The organism is Pseudomonas sp. B23(2017) (genome assembly GCF_002113725.1).
GTDB lineage: Bacteria > Pseudomonadota > Gammaproteobacteria > Pseudomonadales > Pseudomonadaceae > Aquipseudomonas > Aquipseudomonas putida_Z.
The window spans coordinates 129,011-145,125 of the sequence record NZ_NEJM01000004.1 but is presented as its reverse complement, the minus strand read 5'-3'; the positions used below and the strand labels follow the sequence as shown (position 1 = coordinate 145,125).

The window sequence follows — 16,115 nt, the reverse complement described above, 5'->3', positions numbered from 1 at the left end:
GGCCGCTCCCACAGGGGATGCGCAAAACTTCCTGAAGATCAGTTGTAGATATCGAAAGCGAAGTACTTGCTGGCGATCTTCTGGTAGGTGCCGTTGGCGACGATCTGCTGCAGCGCGGTGTTCAGGCGCTGGCGCAGGGCTTCGTCATCCTTGCGCACGGCAATGGCGGCATCGGCCTTGGTGTCGGCCACGTCACCGAGGATCTTGCAGCAGTCCCCGCCGTTCTTGGTCATCCACTCGTGCAGCGGGAATTTGTCGGCAATCACCCCGTCCAGGCGGCCGGCGGCCAGGTCGGCGTTGGCTTCGTCCATGGTCGGGTACAGTTTCACGTCGGCACCGGCCTTGGCGTAGACGTCTTCGGCGTAGATGGCCTGGGTGGACGACGACTGGGCGCCAACGGTGTAGCCGTCGAAGGTGGTCTGGGCGTCGCTGATCTTGCTGTCCTTGGCCACGGCGACGGTCAGCGGGGTGCGGTAGTAGTGGTCGGTGAAGGCGATCTTCTTGCGCCGTTCTTCGGTGTTGATCATCGACGCGACCACCGCGTCGTATTTGCGTGCCATCAGCGCCGGGATGATGCCTTCCCAGTCCTGGGCCACCAGCGTGCACTCGACTTTCATCTGCTCGCACAGGGCGTGGGTGATGTCGACGTCGAAGCCGTGCAACTGGTTATTGGCGTCGACATAGTTGAAGGGCGGGTAGGCGCCCTCGGTGGCGAAGCGCAGGGTTTCGGCACTGGCGGCACCCGACAGCAGCAGGGCGCACGCACCCACCAAGGCCATGGTCTTGTTCATCTCGCACCTCATTGCACTCTTGCTATTGTTGTTTTCCCGTCGACCACGAGGTGTAGCCGACGAATTCGTTATGTAGAGCGGCAGTTGCTTCCAAGCGTTTTTCAACATCCGGCCCGAGCTTCTTGCAGACCTCGTTGACCATCAGGTGCACCCACGACAGCATGGTCGAGGTGGACTCCCAGAACAGGTTGAACTCGGTGGGAATGCGGAACACCTCGTCGGCGTTGGCATCAGCCCAGTCACAGAAGGGGTCGGTCACCAGGGTGACCGCAATGCCAGCCTCGCGTGCCTTCTGGCACAACAGCAGGGCATGGCGGGAATAACGGCGGGCTTCGAACACCACCAGGGCGCTGTCTTCCGCACGGCCCAGCAATACTTCGCCAAAGTGCCCGGCACTCATATCCACCAGCTGCACGCCATCGCGCAGGTACTGCAGCAGGTGGCTCATGCACATGGCGATGCCGCGCTCGGTCTGGAAGCCGGCGATGAACACCCGCTGCTTGCTTGCCAGGCGCTGGGCGACGCTGTGCCAGGCGCTGCTCTGGCGATACTCGTGCACGCGCACCAGGGCGGCGATTTCCAGCTCCAGGCTGCCGGCGTTGTCGCTGGCGTCCTGGTTCTGGCGGTAATCTTGCAGGCGGTCGCCCACCAGCCACGGGCCATCGCCCAGGTCGTTCTGCAGGTCTTGCTTCAACGCCTTGAGATGGGCATAACCCAATGAGCGGCAGAAACGGCCAACGCTGGATTCGCTGACGCCCAGCTTGACGGCAATGCTGGCCGAGGTCTGGAACGGCAGTTCATGCAGGTTGGCGAGCATGTAGCTGGCGATCTTGCGGCCCGAAGCAGCGGCCCCTTCGAGGCTGTTTTCCAGGCGTTGCTTGATCGGTTGGCTCATGCTGCGGCTCCAGGGGTAAGGCTTGCGAAAGAAAATGGCTGTTTTCTGTCATCAAGTCAACATTTGACAGATAGCTGTCACATGCAGGAAAGTTTTTGTCGTTGCAACGCTGTAGCCATTCCAATTCCAACAAGGAGCTTCAGATGTCCGCACCTTCCACCAGCACTGTCGTGCGTGTGCCTTTTACCGAGCTGCAGGGCCTGTTGCAGAGCATCTTCCAGCGCCATGGCTGCAGCGAAAGCGTGGCCCGGGTGCTGGCCTACAACTGCGCCAGCGCCCAGCGCGATGGTGCCCATAGCCATGGGGTGTTCCGCATGCCTGGCTATGTTTCGACATTGGCCAGCGGCTGGGTCGATGGCCAGGCCACGCCGAAGGTCAGCGACGTGGCGCCCGGTTATGTTCGCGTCGATGCCGCAGGCGGCTTCGCCCAGCCGGCGCTGGCGGCGGCCCGAGAACTTCTGGTGGCGAAGGCGCGAAACGCTGGTATCGCCGTGCTGGCGATCCACAACTCGCACCACTTCGCCGCGCTGTGGCCGGATGTGGAGCCATTCGCCGACGAAGGCCTGGTAGCCCTGAGCGTGGTCAACAGCATGACCTGCGTGGTGCCGCACGGCGCCCGCAAGCCGCTGTTCGGCACCAACCCCATCGCCTTTGCCGCACCTTGCGCCGAACATGACCCGATCGTCTTCGACATGGCCACTAGCGCCATGGCCCATGGCGACGTGCAGATTGCCGCGCGCGCTGGCCAGCAATTGCCGCAGGGCATGGGGGTGGATGCCAATGGTGAGCCGACCACCGACCCCAAGGCGATTCTGGAAGGCGGCGCCTTGCTGCCATTTGGCGGGCACAAGGGCTCGGCCTTGTCGATGATGGTCGAGTTGCTGGCGGCGGCGCTGACCGGCGGGCATTTTTCCTGGGAGTTCGACTGGTCGGGGCACCCGGGGGCGAAGACGCCGTGGACCGGGCAGCTGATCATTGTCATCGACCCGAACAAGGCCGAGGGCGAGCGGTTTGCCCTGCGCAGCCGCGAACTGGTCGAGCAGATGCAGGCGGTAGGGCTGACGCGCATGCCGGGCGAGCGGCGTTACCGCGAGCGCGAGGTGGCCGAGGAGGAGGGGGTGGCGGTGACCGAGCAGGAGTTGCAAGGCCTGAAAGAACTGCTTGGCTGACACGGCCCTATCGCCGGCAAGCCAGCTCCCACAGGTACACCACAAACCTCAAGGCCTGTGGTGTACCTGTGGGAGCTGGCTTGCCGGCGATGAGGCCCTCACTGCCTGCGCCAATCCTCAGCCATGCAATGTTGCATAGACAACCTTGCACAATAGTTGATGTTCCTGAGCCCGCACTACGGGTATGCTCAGGGCTGCCTTTTCGAACTGTCCTGATCCAAGGAGCTGCACGCTGTGTTCAAACATGTCGATGCCTATGCCGGCGACCCGATCCTCTCGTTGATGGAAACCTTCAAGGCCGACCCGCGCGCCGACAAGGTCAACCTGAGTATCGGCCTGTACTACGATGAGGCCGGCGTGGTGCCGCAACTGGCGGCTGTGGATGCGGTGGAAAAACGCATCGCAGGCCAGGACCACGAAGCCTCGCTGTACCTGCCGATGGAAGGCCTGGCCAGCTACCGCCAGGCGATCCAGGCACTGCTGTTCGGTGCCGATCACCCAGCCGTGACCGGCGGGCGCGTGGCCACCGTGCAGACCGTGGGCGGTTCTGGCGCCCTCAAGGTCGGTGCCGACTTCCTCAAGCGCTACTTCCCGCAGTCCGAAGTCTGGGTCAGCAACCCGACCTGGGACAACCACCGCGCCATCTTCGAAGGTGCCGGCTTCAAGGTGCACACCTACCCGTACTTCGACCAGGCCACCCGTGGCGTGGACTTCGACGGTATGCTGGCCACTCTGCAGACCCTGCCGGCCAACAGCGTGGTGCTGCTGCACCCGTGCTGCCACAACCCCACCGGCGCCGACCTGGAACAGCACCAGTGGCAACAGGTGGTTGAAGTGGTCAAGGCACGCCAGCTGATCCCGTTCCTCGACATCGCCTACCAGGGCTTCGCCGAAGGCCTGGTGGAAGACGCCTACGCCATCCGTGAAATGGCCCGCGCCGGCGTGCCGTGCCTGGTCAGCAACTCGTTCTCGAAGATCTTCTCGCTGTACGGCGAGCGTGTCGGCGGCCTGTCGGTGGTCTGCGACGATGACGCCACTGCCCAGAGCGTGCTTGGCCAGCTCAAGGCTACCGTGCGCCGCAACTACTCCAGCCCGCCCAACTTCGGCGCCCAGCTGGTTGCTGGCGTGCTCAGCGATGCCGCCCTCAATGCCCAGTGGGCCGAGGAAGTCGAAGTGATGCGCAAACGTATCCTCGACATGCGCCAGGCGCTGGTCGATGCCCTGGCCGTGCTGCTGCCAGGCCAGGACTTCCAGTTCTTCCTGCGCCAACGCGGCATGTTCAGCTACACCGGCCTCAGCGTCGAGCAGGTGCGCCGCCTGCGTGACGAGTTCGGCGTGTACCTGATCGACAGCGGTCGCGTATGCATGTCCGGCCTGCGCCCGGCCAACCTGCAACGGGTTGCCGAAGCCTTCGCCGCCGTCCAGAAGTAACACCGCACGGGGCCGCTTTGCGGCCCTTTCGCCGGCAAGCCGGCTCCCACAGAGATAGCGCAAGGCTCAAGCACTGCGCGGTCGGTGTGGGAGCCGGCTTGCCGGCGATCAGGCTGCAGCAGCCTCTGGTTGCAATTCGCTTGTAAAGACAAGTGCAACCGCTCCTCGGAAAAGGGCTTCGCAAGTGCAACCTTTCCGTGCACAATCGCGCTCCCTTTTTCGGTTGAGTTGGGCGAAACGTCTATTTCGCCATTCTCAGCCTGTTGCAGTCTTGCGAGTGGAGCTTCACCCGGAATGAATGAGCAGGCCCCAAGCGTTGAACAACGCTTTGCAGAATCGACCCCCGCCACCCTCGGCAGCTGGTCGCGTCACGACACCACCTGGATGCTGGGCCTGTTCGGCACAGCGATCGGCGCCGGAACCCTGTTCCTGCCAATCAACGCCGGCCTTGGCGGCTTCTGGCCGTTGCTGATCCTGGCCATACTGGCCTTCCCGATGACCTATTTCGCTCACCGCGGGCTGACCCGTTTCGTCCTTTCCGGGCGCAATGACGGCGATATCACCGAAGTGGTCAAGGAACACTTCGGCATTACCGCCGGCGCCTCGATCACCGTGCTGTACTTCTTCGCGATCTTCCCGATCCTGCTTATCTATAGCGTGGCGCTGACCAACACCGTGTCCAGCTTCATGGAGCACCAGCTGCACATGCAGCCGCCGCCACGGGCCATCCTGTCGTTCGTGCTGATCCTCGGCCTGCTGGCCATCGTGCGCTGCGGGGAGCAGGCCACGGTCAAGGTCATGAGCCTGCTGGTCTACCCGTTCATCGTCGCCCTGGCGTTGCTGGGCCTGTACCTGGTGCCGCACTGGACCGGTGGCATTCTCGACAGCGCCACCCAGGTGCCACCGGCCTCGGCCTTCCTGCACACCCTGTGGCTGGCGATTCCGGTGATGGTGTTCTCGTTCAACCACTCGCCGATCATCTCCGCCTTTGCCGTCGACCAGAAGCGCCGCTACGGCGAGCATGCCGATGAGCGTAGCGGCCAGATCCTGCGCCGTGCCCACCTGCTGATGGTGGTGATGGTGCTGTTCTTCGTGTTCAGCTGCGTGCTCACCCTGAGCAGCGCCCAGCTGGCCGAGGCCAAGGCGCAGAACCTGTCGATCCTGTCGTACCTGGCCAACCACTTCAGCAACCCGACCATCGCGTTCGCCGCACCGCTGATCGCCTTCGTGGCCATCGCCAAGTCGTTCCTCGGCCACTACATCGGCGCCAGCGAAGGCCTGAAGGGCATCATCACCAAGGCCGGTGCTCGCCCGAGCGCCAAGGCCCTGGACCGCGTGGTCGCCGCGCTGATGCTGGTGGTGTGCTGGATCGTCGCCACCCTCAACCCAAGCATCCTCGGCATGATCGAGTCGCTCGGTGGCCCGATCCTCGCGGTGCTGCTGTTCCTGATGCCGATGTACGCCATTCGCCGCGTGCCATCCATGCGCAAGTACAGCGGTGCTGCCTCCAACGTGTTCGTGGTGGTAGTCGGCCTGGTTGCGCTGACCTCTGTGGTATACGGCCTGCTGGGCTGATACGCCATCTGCAACAGTAATGCCCGGGTCGCTTGTTGCCACCCGGGCATTTTTTTGTCCACAAGAATTGTCCGGCAACAGAACAATTTCACCTGCCCCCATAGGCACCCGGCCGCCTTCATGCTTAACTCAGTGTCCTTTTCAAACCCCGCATAAGGATTTCGTCATGGCTCAAGTGACTCTCAAAGGCAACCCGGTTCAGGTCAACGGCGAACTGCCGAAAACCGGCGCCCAGGCTCCGGCTTTCTCCCTGGTAGGTGAAGGCCTGGCTGACAAGTCGCTGAAAGACTACGCCGGCAAGCGCAAGGTGCTGAACATCTTCCCGAGCGTCGACACCCCGACCTGCGCTACCTCCGTGCGCAAGTTCAACGCCCAGGCCAACGATGTGGCCAACACCGTGGTGCTGTGCATCTCTGCCGACCTGCCGTTCGCCCAGGCACGCTTCTGCGGCGCCGAAGGCCTGGACAACGTGAAGAACCTGTCGACCCTGCGTGGCCGCGAGTTCCTGGAAAACTACGGCGTGGCCATCGCCGATGGCCCGCTGGCCGGCCTGGCTGCCCGTGCCGTGGTGGTGCTGGACGAAAACGACAAGGTGCTGCACAGCGAGCTGGTTGGCGAAATCGCTGATGAGCCGAACTACGATGCAGCGCTGGCTGTGCTGAAGTAAGGGTTGTGGGGTAGGTCGGCTGAGTCCTGTACCGGCCTCTTCGCGGGTGAACCCGCTCCCACAGGTACGGCACAGGTTTCAAAAGCTGTGATATCCCTGTGGGAGCGGGTTTACCCGCGAAGGGGCCGGCACAGGCAACCGAAACCTTTCAGCCCGCCACCGCTCCAAGCAACACCCTGTAAACGGCCCGGAACGCGTTCCGGGCCGTTTTCATTTAAAGTTCAACCCCTTGGCAACGTCAGGCAAAGGTAAACCTCTGGTAAAGGCGCTTTGCTAAAACGATGCCAGTGCTTATCGTTCATCCTCCCCAAGTCGTCATTCCGAACAAGGTTCGTTCAACCCATGCAAGCGTCCAATTCCCGTTCCCCTCGTCGCTGGCTCGTAGGCCTGCTGATCCTGCTGCTGGTGGCTGCACTGGCCTGGTGGCTGTGGCCCGCAGCGGCGCCTGCGCCTAAAGAAGCCGGTGGCGGGCGCGGTGGCAAGGGCATGGGCATGATGGGCGGTCGCCCGGGCTTCGGCGGCTCCAGCGACCCGGTGCCGGTGCGCGTCGAGCCGGTGCGGGTGGGTGACTTCCCGCTGTACTACAAGGCCCTGGGCACCGTCACCGCGACCAACACCGTCAACGTGCGCAGCCGCGTGGCTGGCGAGCTGGTCAAGATCCACTTCAAGGAAGGCCAGCAGGTCAAGGCCGGCGACCTGCTCGCCGAGATCGACCCGCGCTCGTACCGCATCGCCCTGCAACAGGCCGAAGGCACCCTGGCGCAGAACCAGGCGCAGCTGAAGAACGCCCAGGTCGACCTGGCCCGCTATAAAGGCCTGTACGCCGAAGACAGCATCGCCAAGCAAACCCTCGACACCGCCGAAGCGCAGGTGGCGCAGTTCCAGGGGCTGGTGAAGACCAACCAGGCGCAGGTCAACGACGCCCGCCTGAACCTCGATTTCACCCAGATCCGCGCGCCGATCAACGGCCGCGTGGGCCTGCGCCAGCTCGACCTGGGCAACTTGGTGGCGGCCAACGACACCACCGCGCTGGTGGTGATCACCCAGACCGAGCCGATCAGCGTTGCCTTCACCCTGCCGGAAACCGAGTTGAGCACCGTGCTGGAACGCTACCGCAGCGGCGCCAGCCTGCCGGTCGAGGCCTGGGACCGCAGTGACAGCAAGCTGCAGTCCACCGGCGTGCTGGGCAGCATCGACAACCAGATCGACACCACCACCGGCACCCTCAAGTTCAAGGGCCGCTTCGAGAACAAGGACCTGGCCCTGTTCCCCAACCAGTTCGTCAACGTGCGCCTGCTGGCCGACACCCTCAAGCAGGTGACCATGGCCCCGGCGGCGGCCATCCAGTTCGGCAACGACGGCACCTTCGCCTATGTGGTCAACGCCGAGAGCAAGGTGAATGTGCGCAAGCTCAAGGTGGGCGCCAGCGACGGCGAGAACAGCGTCATTCTCGAGGGCCTGAAGGCCGGCGACCGCCTGGTGCTGGAAGGCACCGACCGCCTGCGCGAAGGCACCAAGGTGGAAGTGGTCGAAGACAGCTCGCAAGTGCCGACCACCCCGGGCCAGCACCTGCAAGGCCAGGAGGCCAAGGGTTCGGCAAGCACTGGTGATGTGCAGCCCGGTAAAGCACAGCCTGGTAGCGCAGCAGGCAAGGCGGGCGCATGAACCTCTCGCGTCTGTTCATCCTGCGGCCGGTTGCCACCACGCTGAGCATGCTGGCCATCGTCCTGGCCGGCCTGATCGCCTACAAGCTGCTGCCGGTTTCCGCCTTGCCGCAGGTGGATTACCCGACCATCCGGGTCATGACCCTGTACCCCGGTGCCAGCCCGCAGGTCATGACCAGCGCCGTTACCGCGCCGCTGGAACGCCAGTTCGGGCAGATGCCGGGCCTGGAGCAGATGGCTTCGACCAGCTCCGGCGGCGCCTCGGTGCTGACCCTGCGCTTCAACCTCGACATGAACATGGACGTTGCCGAGCAACAGGTGCAAGCCGCGATCAACGCCGCCAGCAACCTGCTGCCCAGCGACCTGCCGGCGCCGCCGGTGTACAACAAGGTCAACCCGGCCGACACCCCGGTGCTGACCCTGGCCATCTCCAGCAAGACCATGCCGCTACCCAAGCTCAACGACCTGGTCGATACCCGCGTGGCCCAGAAGCTCGCGCAGATCAGCGGTGTGGGCATGGTCAGCATCGCCGGCGGCCAGCGCCAGGCGGTGCGGATCAAGGTCAACGTCGATGCCCTGGCCGCCAACGGCCTGAACCTGGAGGACGTACGCACTCTGATCGGCGCCTCCAACGTCAACCAGCCCAAGGGCAACTTCGATGGCCCGACCCGGGTGTCGATGCTCGATGCCAACGACCAGCTGCGCTCCCCTGAGGAGTACGCCAACCTGATCCTGGCCTACAACAACGGTGCACCATTGCGTCTCAAGGACGTGGCCGAAATCGTCGACGGCGCGGAGAACGAGCGCCTGGCTGCCTGGGCCAATGAAAACCATGCGGTGCTGCTGAACATCCAGCGCCAGCCGGGCGCCAACGTCATCGAAGTGGTCGACCGCATCAAGGCCCTGCTGCCGTCGATCACCGACAACCTGCCGGCCGGCCTCGATGTTTCGGTGCTCACCGACCGCACCCAGACCATCCGCGCCGCGGTCAAGGACGTGCAGCACGAATTGCTGATCGCCATCGCCCTGGTGGTAATGGTCACGTTCGTCTTCCTGCGCCGTTTCAGTGCCACCCTCATTCCGTCGATCGCCGTGCCGTTGTCGCTGATCGGCACCTTCGGCGTGATGTACCTGGCCGGCTTCTCGGTCAACAACCTGACGCTGATGGCCCTGACCATCGCTACCGGTTTCGTGGTCGACGACGCCATCGTCATGCTGGAGAACATCTCCCGGCACATCGAGGAGGGCGAAACGCCCATGCAGGCTGCGCTCAAGGGCGCCCGGCAAATCGGCTTCACCCTGATTTCGCTGACCTTCTCGCTGATTGCGGTACTGATCCCGCTGCTGTTCATGGCCGATGTCGTCGGCCGCCTGTTCCGCGAGTTCGCCATTACCCTGGCGGTGGCCATCCTGATTTCCCTGGTGGTATCGCTGACCCTGACGCCGATGATGTGCGCGCGCCTGCTCAAGCGCGAGCCCAAGGAAGAGGAACAGGGCCGGTTCTACCGCGCCAGTGGCGCCTGGATCGACTGGCTGATCAGGCACTACGGCAGCGCCCTGCAGTGGGTGCTCAAGCGCCAGCCGCTGACGCTGCTGGTGGCCGTGGCCAGCCTGGCGCTCACCGTATTCCTGTACATGGTGGTGCCCAAGGGCTTCTTCCCGGTGCAGGACACCGGGGTGATCCAGGGCATTTCCGAAGCGCCGCAGTCCACCTCGTTCGCCGCCATGAGCGAACGCCAGCAGGCCCTGAGCAAAGTGATCCTGCAGGACCCTGCAGTGCAGAGCCTGTCTTCCTACATCGGTGTCGATGGCGACAACGCCACGCTCAACAGCGGCCGCCTGCTGATCAACCTAAAGCCCCATGGCGAGCGTGATGTCACGGCCAGCGAAGTGATCAACCGCCTGCAGCCGCAAGTCGATCGGCTGGTGGGTATCCGCCTGTTCATGCAGCCGGTGCAGGACCTGAGTATCGAAGACCGGGTCAGCCGTACCCAGTACCAGTTCAGCCTGTCGTCGCCGGATGCCGACCTGCTGGCACAGTGGAGCGGCAAGCTGGTGCAGGCGCTGCAGCAGCGCCCGGAGCTGGCCGACGTGGCCAGCGACCTGCAGGACAAGGGCCTGCAGGTGTACCTGGTGATCGACCGCGACATGGCCAGCCGCCTGGGCATCAGCGTGTCGCAGATCACCAACGCCCTGTACGACGCCTTCGGCCAGCGCCAGATCTCGACCATCTACACCCAGGCCAGCCAGTACCGCGTGGTGCTGCAGTCGCAGGATGCGGCGGTGATCGGCCCGCAGGCGCTGGAGTCGATCCACGTCAAGGCCACCGATGGCGGCCAGGTGCGCCTGTCGGCGCTGGCGCGCATCGAGCAGCGCCAGGCCCAGCTGGCCATTTCCCACATCGGCCAGTTCCCGGCGGTGACCCTGTCGTTCAACCTGGCCCACGGCGCTTCGCTGGGCGAGGCGGTGCAGGTGATCGAGCAGGTGCAGAAGGACATCGGCATGCCGCTGGGCGTGCAGACCCGCTTCCAGGGCGCGGCGGAGGCCTTCCAGGCATCGCTGTCGAGCACCTTGCTGTTGATCCTGGCGGCGGTGGTGACCATGTACATCGTGCTGGGCGTGCTGTACGAGAGCTACATCCACCCGGTGACCATTCTTTCGACCCTGCCGTCGGCGGCGGTCGGCGCCTTGCTGGCCTTGCTCATCAGCGGCAACGACCTGGGCATGATCGCCATCATCGGCATCATCCTGCTGATCGGCATCGTCAAGAAGAACGCGATCATGATGATCGACTTCGCCCTCGAGGCCGAGCGCCAGCAGGGCATGAGCCCGCGCGATGCCATCTACCAGGCGGCGCTGCTGCGCTTCCGGCCGATCCTGATGACCACCCTGGCCGCGCTGTTCGGCGCCGTGCCGCTGATGCTCGCCACCGGTTCCGGCGCCGAGCTGCGCCAGCCGCTGGGCCTGGTGATGGTCGGCGGGTTGCTGGTCAGTCAGGTGCTGACGCTGTTCACCACCCCGGTCATCTACCTGTACTTCGACCGCCTGGCCCGCCGCTGGCGCCCGGCCACTGACGTGAAGCAGGCCGAGGCATGAACCTGTCCGGTCCTTTCATCCGTCGCCCGGTGGCGACCATGCTGTTGAGCCTGGCGATCATGCTGCTGGGCGGGGTCAGCTTCGGCCTGCTGCCGGTGGCGCCGCTGCCACAGATGGACTTCCCGGTGATCGTGGTGTCGGCCAACCTGTCCGGCGCCAGCCCGGAAGTGATGGCCTCCACCGTGGCCACGCCGCTGGAGCGCAAGCTGGGCAGCATTGCCGGCGTGACCACCCTGACCAGCAGCTCCAACCAGGGCTCCACACGGGTGATCATCGGCTTCGAGATGGGCCGCGACATCGATGGTGCGGCGCGCGAGGTGCAGGCGGCGATCAACGCCACCCGCAACCTGCTGCCCAGCGGTATGCGCAGCATGCCCACCTACAAGAAGATCAACCCGTCGCAGGCACCGATCATGGTGCTGTCGCTGACCTCGGACGTGCTGCAGAAGGGCCAGCTGTACGACCTGGCCGACACCATCCTGTCGCAGAGCCTGGCCCAGGTGCCTGGGGTAGGGGAGGTGCAGATCGGCGGCAGTTCGCTGCCGGCGGTGCGCATTGCCGTGGAGCCGCAATTGCTCAACCAGTACGGCCTGTCGCTGGATGAAGTGCGCACTGCGGTGTCCAACGCCAACCAGCGCCGGCCGATGGGCTTTGTCGAGGACGCCGAGCGCAACTGGCAGGTGCGTGCCAATGACCAGCTGGAAAGCGCCAAGGACTACGAGCCCGTGGTGATCCGCCAGCAGAACGGCACCATCCTGCGCCTGTCCGACGTGGCGACCATCACCGACGGTGTCGAGAACCGCTACAACAGCGGCTTCTTCAATGACCAGAGCGCGGTGCTGCTGGTGGTCAACCGCCAGACCGGCGCCAACATCATCGAAACGGTCGACCAGATCAAGGCGCAGCTGCCGGCCCTGCAGTCGCTGCTGCCGGCCAGCGTGCAACTGAACGTGGCCATGGACCGCTCGCCAGTGATCAAGGCAACCCTCAAGGAAGCCGAGCACACCCTGCTGATCGCCGTGGTGCTGGTGATCCTGGTGGTCTACCTGTTCCTCGGCAGCCTGCGGGCCTCGCTGATCCCCAGCCTGGCGGTGCCGGTGTCACTGGTGGGCACCTTCGCGGTCATGTACCTGTGCGGGTTCTCGCTCAACAACCTGTCGCTGATGGCGCTGATCCTCGCCACCGGCCTGGTGGTGGACGACGCCATCGTGGTACTGGAGAACATCTCCCGGCACATCGAGGACGGCCAGCCGCCGATGAAGGCGGCCTTCCTGGGTGCCAAGGAAGTGGGTTTCACCTTGCTGTCGATGAACGTGTCGCTGGTGGCGGTGTTCGTCTCCATCCTGTTCATGGGCGGCATCGTGCGCAACCTGTTCCAGGAGTTCTCCATCACCCTGGCGGCGGCGATCATCGTGTCGCTGGTGGTGTCGCTGACCCTCACGCCGATGCTGTGCGCCCGCTGGCTCAAGCCGCACCAGGCCGAGCAGAACCGCCTGCAGCGCTGGAGCGACCAGTTGCACCAGCGCATGGTCGATGCCTATGACCGCAGCCTGGGCTGGGCCTTGCGCCACAAGCGCCTGACGCTGATCAGCCTGCTGGCCACCATCGGGATCAACATCGCCCTGTACGTGGTGGTGCCCAAGACGCTGATGCCGCAGCAGGACACTGGCCAGCTGATGGGCTTCATCCGTGGCGACGACGGCCTGTCGTTCAGCGTGATGCAGCCGAAAATGGAAATCTACCGCCGCGCCTTGCTGGCCGACCCGGCGGTGCAGAGCGTTGCCGGCTTCATCGGCGGCAACAGCGGCACCAACAACGCCATGGTGCTGGTGCGCCTGAAACCGATCAACGAGCGCAAGATCGACGCGCAGAAGGTGATCGAGCGCCTGCGCAAGGAAATGCCCAAGGTGCCCGGCGGGCGCCTGTTCCTGATGGCCGACCAGGACCTGCAACTGGGCGGCGGGGGCCGTGACCAGACCTCTTCGCAGTACCTGTACTCCCTGCAGAGCGGTGACCTGACGGCCCTGCGCGAATGGTTCCCGAAAGTGGTGGCGGCGCTGCGTGCACTGCCGCAACTGACGGCCATCGACGCCCGCGACGGTGCCGGCACCCAGCAGGTGACCCTGGTGGTCGACCGCGACCAGGCCAAGCGCCTGGGCATTGACATGGACATGGTCACCACGGTGCTGAACAACGCCTACAGCCAGCGCCAGATCTCCACCATCTACGACAGCCTCAACCAGTACCAGGTAGTGCTGGAGATCAACCCGAAGTACGCCTGGGACCCGAGCACCCTCGAGCAGGTACAGGTGATTACCGCCGACGGTGCCCGTGTACCGCTGTCGACCATCGCCCACTACGAGAACAGCCTGGCCAACGACCGGGTCAGCCACGAAGGCCAGTTCGCCGCCGAAAGCATCGCCTTCGACGTCGCCGAAGGCTACAGCCCCGACCAGGCCATGGCGGCGCTGGAGCGTGCGGTGGCCAAGCTGGGCTTGCCCGAGGAAGTGATCGCCAAGCTTGGTGGTACCGCCGATGCCTTCGCCAAGACCCAGGAAGGCCAGCCGCTGATGATCCTTGGCGCGCTGGTGCTGGTCTACCTGGTGCTGGGCATCCTCTACGAAAGCTACATTCACCCGCTGACCATCCTCTCGACACTGCCCTCGGCCGGCGTCGGTGCCTTGCTGGCGCTGTACGTCACCGGCGGCGAGTTCAGCCTGATCTCGCTGCTGGGGCTGTTCCTGCTGATCGGCGTGGTGAAGAAGAACGCCATCCTGATGATCGACCTGGCCTTGCAGCTGGAGCGCCACCAGGGCCTGACACCGGAAGAGTCGATCCGCCGGGCCTGCCTGCTGCGCCTGCGGCCGATCCTGATGACTACCCTGGCGGCCATCCTCGGTGCCTTGCCGCTGCTGCTGAGCCGCGCCGAAGGTGCGGAAATGCGCCAGCCACTGGGCCTGACCATCATTGGCGGCCTGGTGTTCAGCCAGATCCTCACCCTTTACACGACACCGGTGGTCTACCTGTACCTGGACCGCCTGCGTCACCGATTCAACCGTTGGCGTGGTGTGCGCACCGACGCCGCCCTGGAAACCCCGCTATGACTTTTGCCCAGACCCCACTTCACCGCGCCCTGCAGACGCTGACCCGTGGGCGTGGCTCGCGCCTGCTCGGCGCCGGGTTGTGCGTCGCCTTGCTCAGCGCCTGCACCCTGAGCCCGGACTACCAGCGCCCGGAGCTGAGCAGCACGGCGCAGTTCAAGCATGCCGAAGGCTGGACCCAGGCCACGCCGTCCGATGCCATCGCCCGCGGCGCCTGGTGGGAAATCTACGGCGATGCCGGGCTCAATGCGCTGGTCGAAGAGCTCAACCGCAGCAACCAGACCGTGGCGCAATCGGAAGCCCAGTACCGCCAGGCCCAGGCGCTGGTGCGCAGTAGCCGTGCGGCATTGTTCCCCAGCCTGGACCTGAGCGTCGGCAAGAACCGCTCGGCGCAGGGCACCGGTAGCTCCAGCTCGAGCCTGTCCAACAACAGCAGCGGCATTCGCAACACCTACAACGCCCAGCTTGGCGTCAGCTGGGAAATCGACCTGTGGGGCAAGCTGCGCGAAACCCTCAATGCCAACGAAGCCAGTGCCGAAGCCAGCCTGGCCGACCTGGCCTCGATCCGCCTCAGCCAGCAGTCGGAACTGGTGCAGAACTACCTGCAGTTGCGGGTGATCGACGAGCAGAAGCGCCTGCTGGAAGCCACCGTGGCAGCTTATGAACGTTCCCTGCGGATGAACGAAAACCAGTACCGCGCCGGCGTCGCCGGCCCGGATGCGGTGGCCCAGGCGCGTACCCAGCTCAAGAGCACCCAGGCCGACCTGATCGACCTGATCTGGCAGCGCGCGCAGTTCGAGAACGCCATTGCCGTGTTGCTGGGCAAGGCCCCGGCGGACTTCGCCCTGGCCGACAGCAAGGCCATTCCGGCGCTGCCGCAAATTCCGGTGGCCTTGCCTTCGCAGTTGCTGGAGCGACGCCCGGACATCGCTGCGGCCGAGCGCAACGTGATGGCTGCCAACGCCAACATCGGCGTGTCGCGGGCGGCGTATTTCCCGGACCTGAGCCTGAGCATGAGTGGCGGTTACTCCAGCAGCAGCTTCAGCAACTGGATCGAACTGCCCAACCGCTACTGGTCCGTAGGCCCGCAGCTGGCGCTGACCTTGTTCGACGCCGGCAAGCGCAGTGCCGAGGTGGACCGCACGGTGGCGGTGTATGACCAGACCGTGGCGCAGTACCGCCAGACCGTGCTCGACGGCTTCAAGGAAGTGGAAAACCTGCTGGTGCAGTTGAAGGTGTATGGCGATGAGGCGGTGGTGCGCCAGGAGGCACTGGATGCCGCTCGCGAGTCGCTGCGCCTGACCGAGAACCAGTACCGCGCCGGGCTGATCGGCTACCTGGATGTGGTCAACGTGCAGACCACGGCGCTGAGCAACGAGCGCAGTGTGTTGAACCTGCTGCAGGGGCGGCTGGTGGCCAGCGTGCAGCTGGTTGCCGCGCTGGGTGGTGGTTGGGATGCCGGGCAAGCGTTCGCTGAGCAGGATTGAAGCGACCCGCAGACGCGTACCCCTGTAGGAGCGGCCTTGTGTCGCGATCGGGCCGCAGAGCGGCCCCAGAACTTTGTGTACAAGCACAGATCGCTGGGGCCGCTCTGCGGCCCGATCGCGACACAAGGCCGCTCCTACAGCTACCGCGCATCCGTCCAGGCCCTCGCAGTCTTTGGATCCATTCCCATTCGCAAAAACCCCGTGCGTTTCGCCTAAGCTTGAGTACAATCGTCAGCTTT

10 protein-coding genes are annotated in these 16,115 nt (G+C 64.6%); 8 read left to right on the top strand and 2 right to left on the bottom strand.

Annotated elements, in window-relative coordinates; all coding sequences use genetic code 11:
• Nucleotides 1–38 precede the first annotated feature (38 nt).
• Together CAG46_RS08570 and CAG46_RS08565 are read right to left on the bottom strand one after the other, a co-directional pair.
• A complete protein-coding gene (locus CAG46_RS08570) occupies nucleotides 39–791 on the bottom strand; it encodes a transporter substrate-binding domain-containing protein (protein ID WP_075044997.1) in 753 nt (250 codons plus the stop codon).
• A 22-nt stretch (nucleotides 792–813) separates the two neighbouring features.
• On the bottom strand, nucleotides 814–1,686 hold the full coding sequence (locus CAG46_RS08565; protein WP_025338835.1) for a MurR/RpiR family transcriptional regulator: 873 nt from the start codon (nucleotides 1,684–1,686) through the stop codon (nucleotides 814–816).
• A gap of 143 nt (nucleotides 1,687–1,829) precedes the next feature.
• Between CAG46_RS08565 and CAG46_RS08560 the strand changes: the two genes are divergently transcribed.
• From CAG46_RS08560 to CAG46_RS08525, 8 genes are all read left to right on the top strand, one after another.
• Nucleotides 1,830–2,855 (top strand): Ldh family oxidoreductase, encoded by a 1,026-nt coding sequence (locus CAG46_RS08560; protein WP_085617038.1) that lies wholly within the window; start codon nucleotides 1,830–1,832, stop codon nucleotides 2,853–2,855.
• Between the two features lie 234 nt (nucleotides 2,856–3,089).
• The gene (locus tag CAG46_RS08555; RefSeq protein WP_085617036.1) at nucleotides 3,090–4,286 is read left to right on the top strand and encodes an amino acid aminotransferase; all 1,197 of its coding nucleotides are present in this window, start codon (nucleotides 3,090–3,092) and stop codon (nucleotides 4,284–4,286) included.
• Between the two features lie 294 nt (nucleotides 4,287–4,580).
• Nucleotides 4,581–5,861 carry a serine/threonine transporter gene (locus CAG46_RS08550; RefSeq protein ID WP_025338838.1) on the top strand — a complete coding sequence of 427 codons (1,281 nt, stop codon included), beginning with the start codon at nucleotides 4,581–4,583 and terminating at the stop codon, nucleotides 5,859–5,861.
• Between the two features lie 166 nt (nucleotides 5,862–6,027).
• Nucleotides 6,028–6,528 (top strand): thiol peroxidase, encoded by a 501-nt coding sequence (gene tpx, locus CAG46_RS08545; RefSeq protein WP_025338839.1) that lies wholly within the window; start codon nucleotides 6,028–6,030, stop codon nucleotides 6,526–6,528.
• Nucleotides 6,529–6,870: 342 nt separating this feature from the next.
• The gene (locus CAG46_RS08540; protein WP_085617034.1) at nucleotides 6,871–8,193 is read left to right on the top strand and encodes an MdtA/MuxA family multidrug efflux RND transporter periplasmic adaptor subunit; all 1,323 of its coding nucleotides are present in this window, start codon (nucleotides 6,871–6,873) and stop codon (nucleotides 8,191–8,193) included.
• On the top strand, nucleotides 8,190–11,288 hold the full coding sequence (locus tag CAG46_RS08535; protein WP_025338841.1) for an MdtB/MuxB family multidrug efflux RND transporter permease subunit: 3,099 nt from the start codon (nucleotides 8,190–8,192) through the stop codon (nucleotides 11,286–11,288). The genes CAG46_RS08540 and CAG46_RS08535 overlap by 4 nt, the downstream gene beginning before the upstream one ends.
• Complete coding sequence (locus CAG46_RS08530; protein ID WP_085617032.1) at nucleotides 11,285–14,392, top strand: efflux RND transporter permease subunit; 3,108 nt, start codon at nucleotides 11,285–11,287, stop codon at nucleotides 14,390–14,392. Before CAG46_RS08535 ends, CAG46_RS08530 begins: the two co-directional genes overlap by 4 nt.
• The gene (locus CAG46_RS08525; protein ID WP_085617030.1) at nucleotides 14,389–15,876 is read left to right on the top strand and encodes an efflux transporter outer membrane subunit; all 1,488 of its coding nucleotides are present in this window, start codon (nucleotides 14,389–14,391) and stop codon (nucleotides 15,874–15,876) included. Before CAG46_RS08530 ends, CAG46_RS08525 begins: the two co-directional genes overlap by 4 nt.
• Nucleotides 15,877–16,115: the final 239 nt, after the last annotated feature.

Bases quoted from the DNA above. Each gene is read 5' to 3' on its own strand.
- CAG46_RS08565 (WP_025338835.1), bottom strand. From the start codon at position 1,686: ATGAGCCAACCGATCAAGCAACGCCTGGAAAACAGCCTCGAAGGGGCC.
- CAG46_RS08560 (WP_085617038.1), top strand. From the start codon at position 1,830: ATGTCCGCACCTTCCACCAGCACTGTCGTGCGTGTGCCTTTTACCGAG.
- CAG46_RS08525 (WP_085617030.1), top strand. From the start codon at position 14,389: ATGACTTTTGCCCAGACCCCACTTCACCGCGCCCTGCAGACGCTGACC.
- CAG46_RS08535 (WP_025338841.1), top strand. From the start codon at position 8,190: ATGAACCTCTCGCGTCTGTTCATCCTGCGGCCGGTTGCCACCACGCTG.
- CAG46_RS08570 (WP_075044997.1), bottom strand. From the start codon at position 791: ATGAACAAGACCATGGCCTTGGTGGGTGCGTGCGCCCTGCTGCTGTCG.
- tpx (WP_025338839.1), top strand. From the start codon at position 6,028: ATGGCTCAAGTGACTCTCAAAGGCAACCCGGTTCAGGTCAACGGCGAA.
- CAG46_RS08550 (WP_025338838.1), top strand. From the start codon at position 4,581: ATGAATGAGCAGGCCCCAAGCGTTGAACAACGCTTTGCAGAATCGACC.
- CAG46_RS08540 (WP_085617034.1), top strand. From the start codon at position 6,871: ATGCAAGCGTCCAATTCCCGTTCCCCTCGTCGCTGGCTCGTAGGCCTG.
- CAG46_RS08530 (WP_085617032.1), top strand. From the start codon at position 11,285: ATGAACCTGTCCGGTCCTTTCATCCGTCGCCCGGTGGCGACCATGCTG.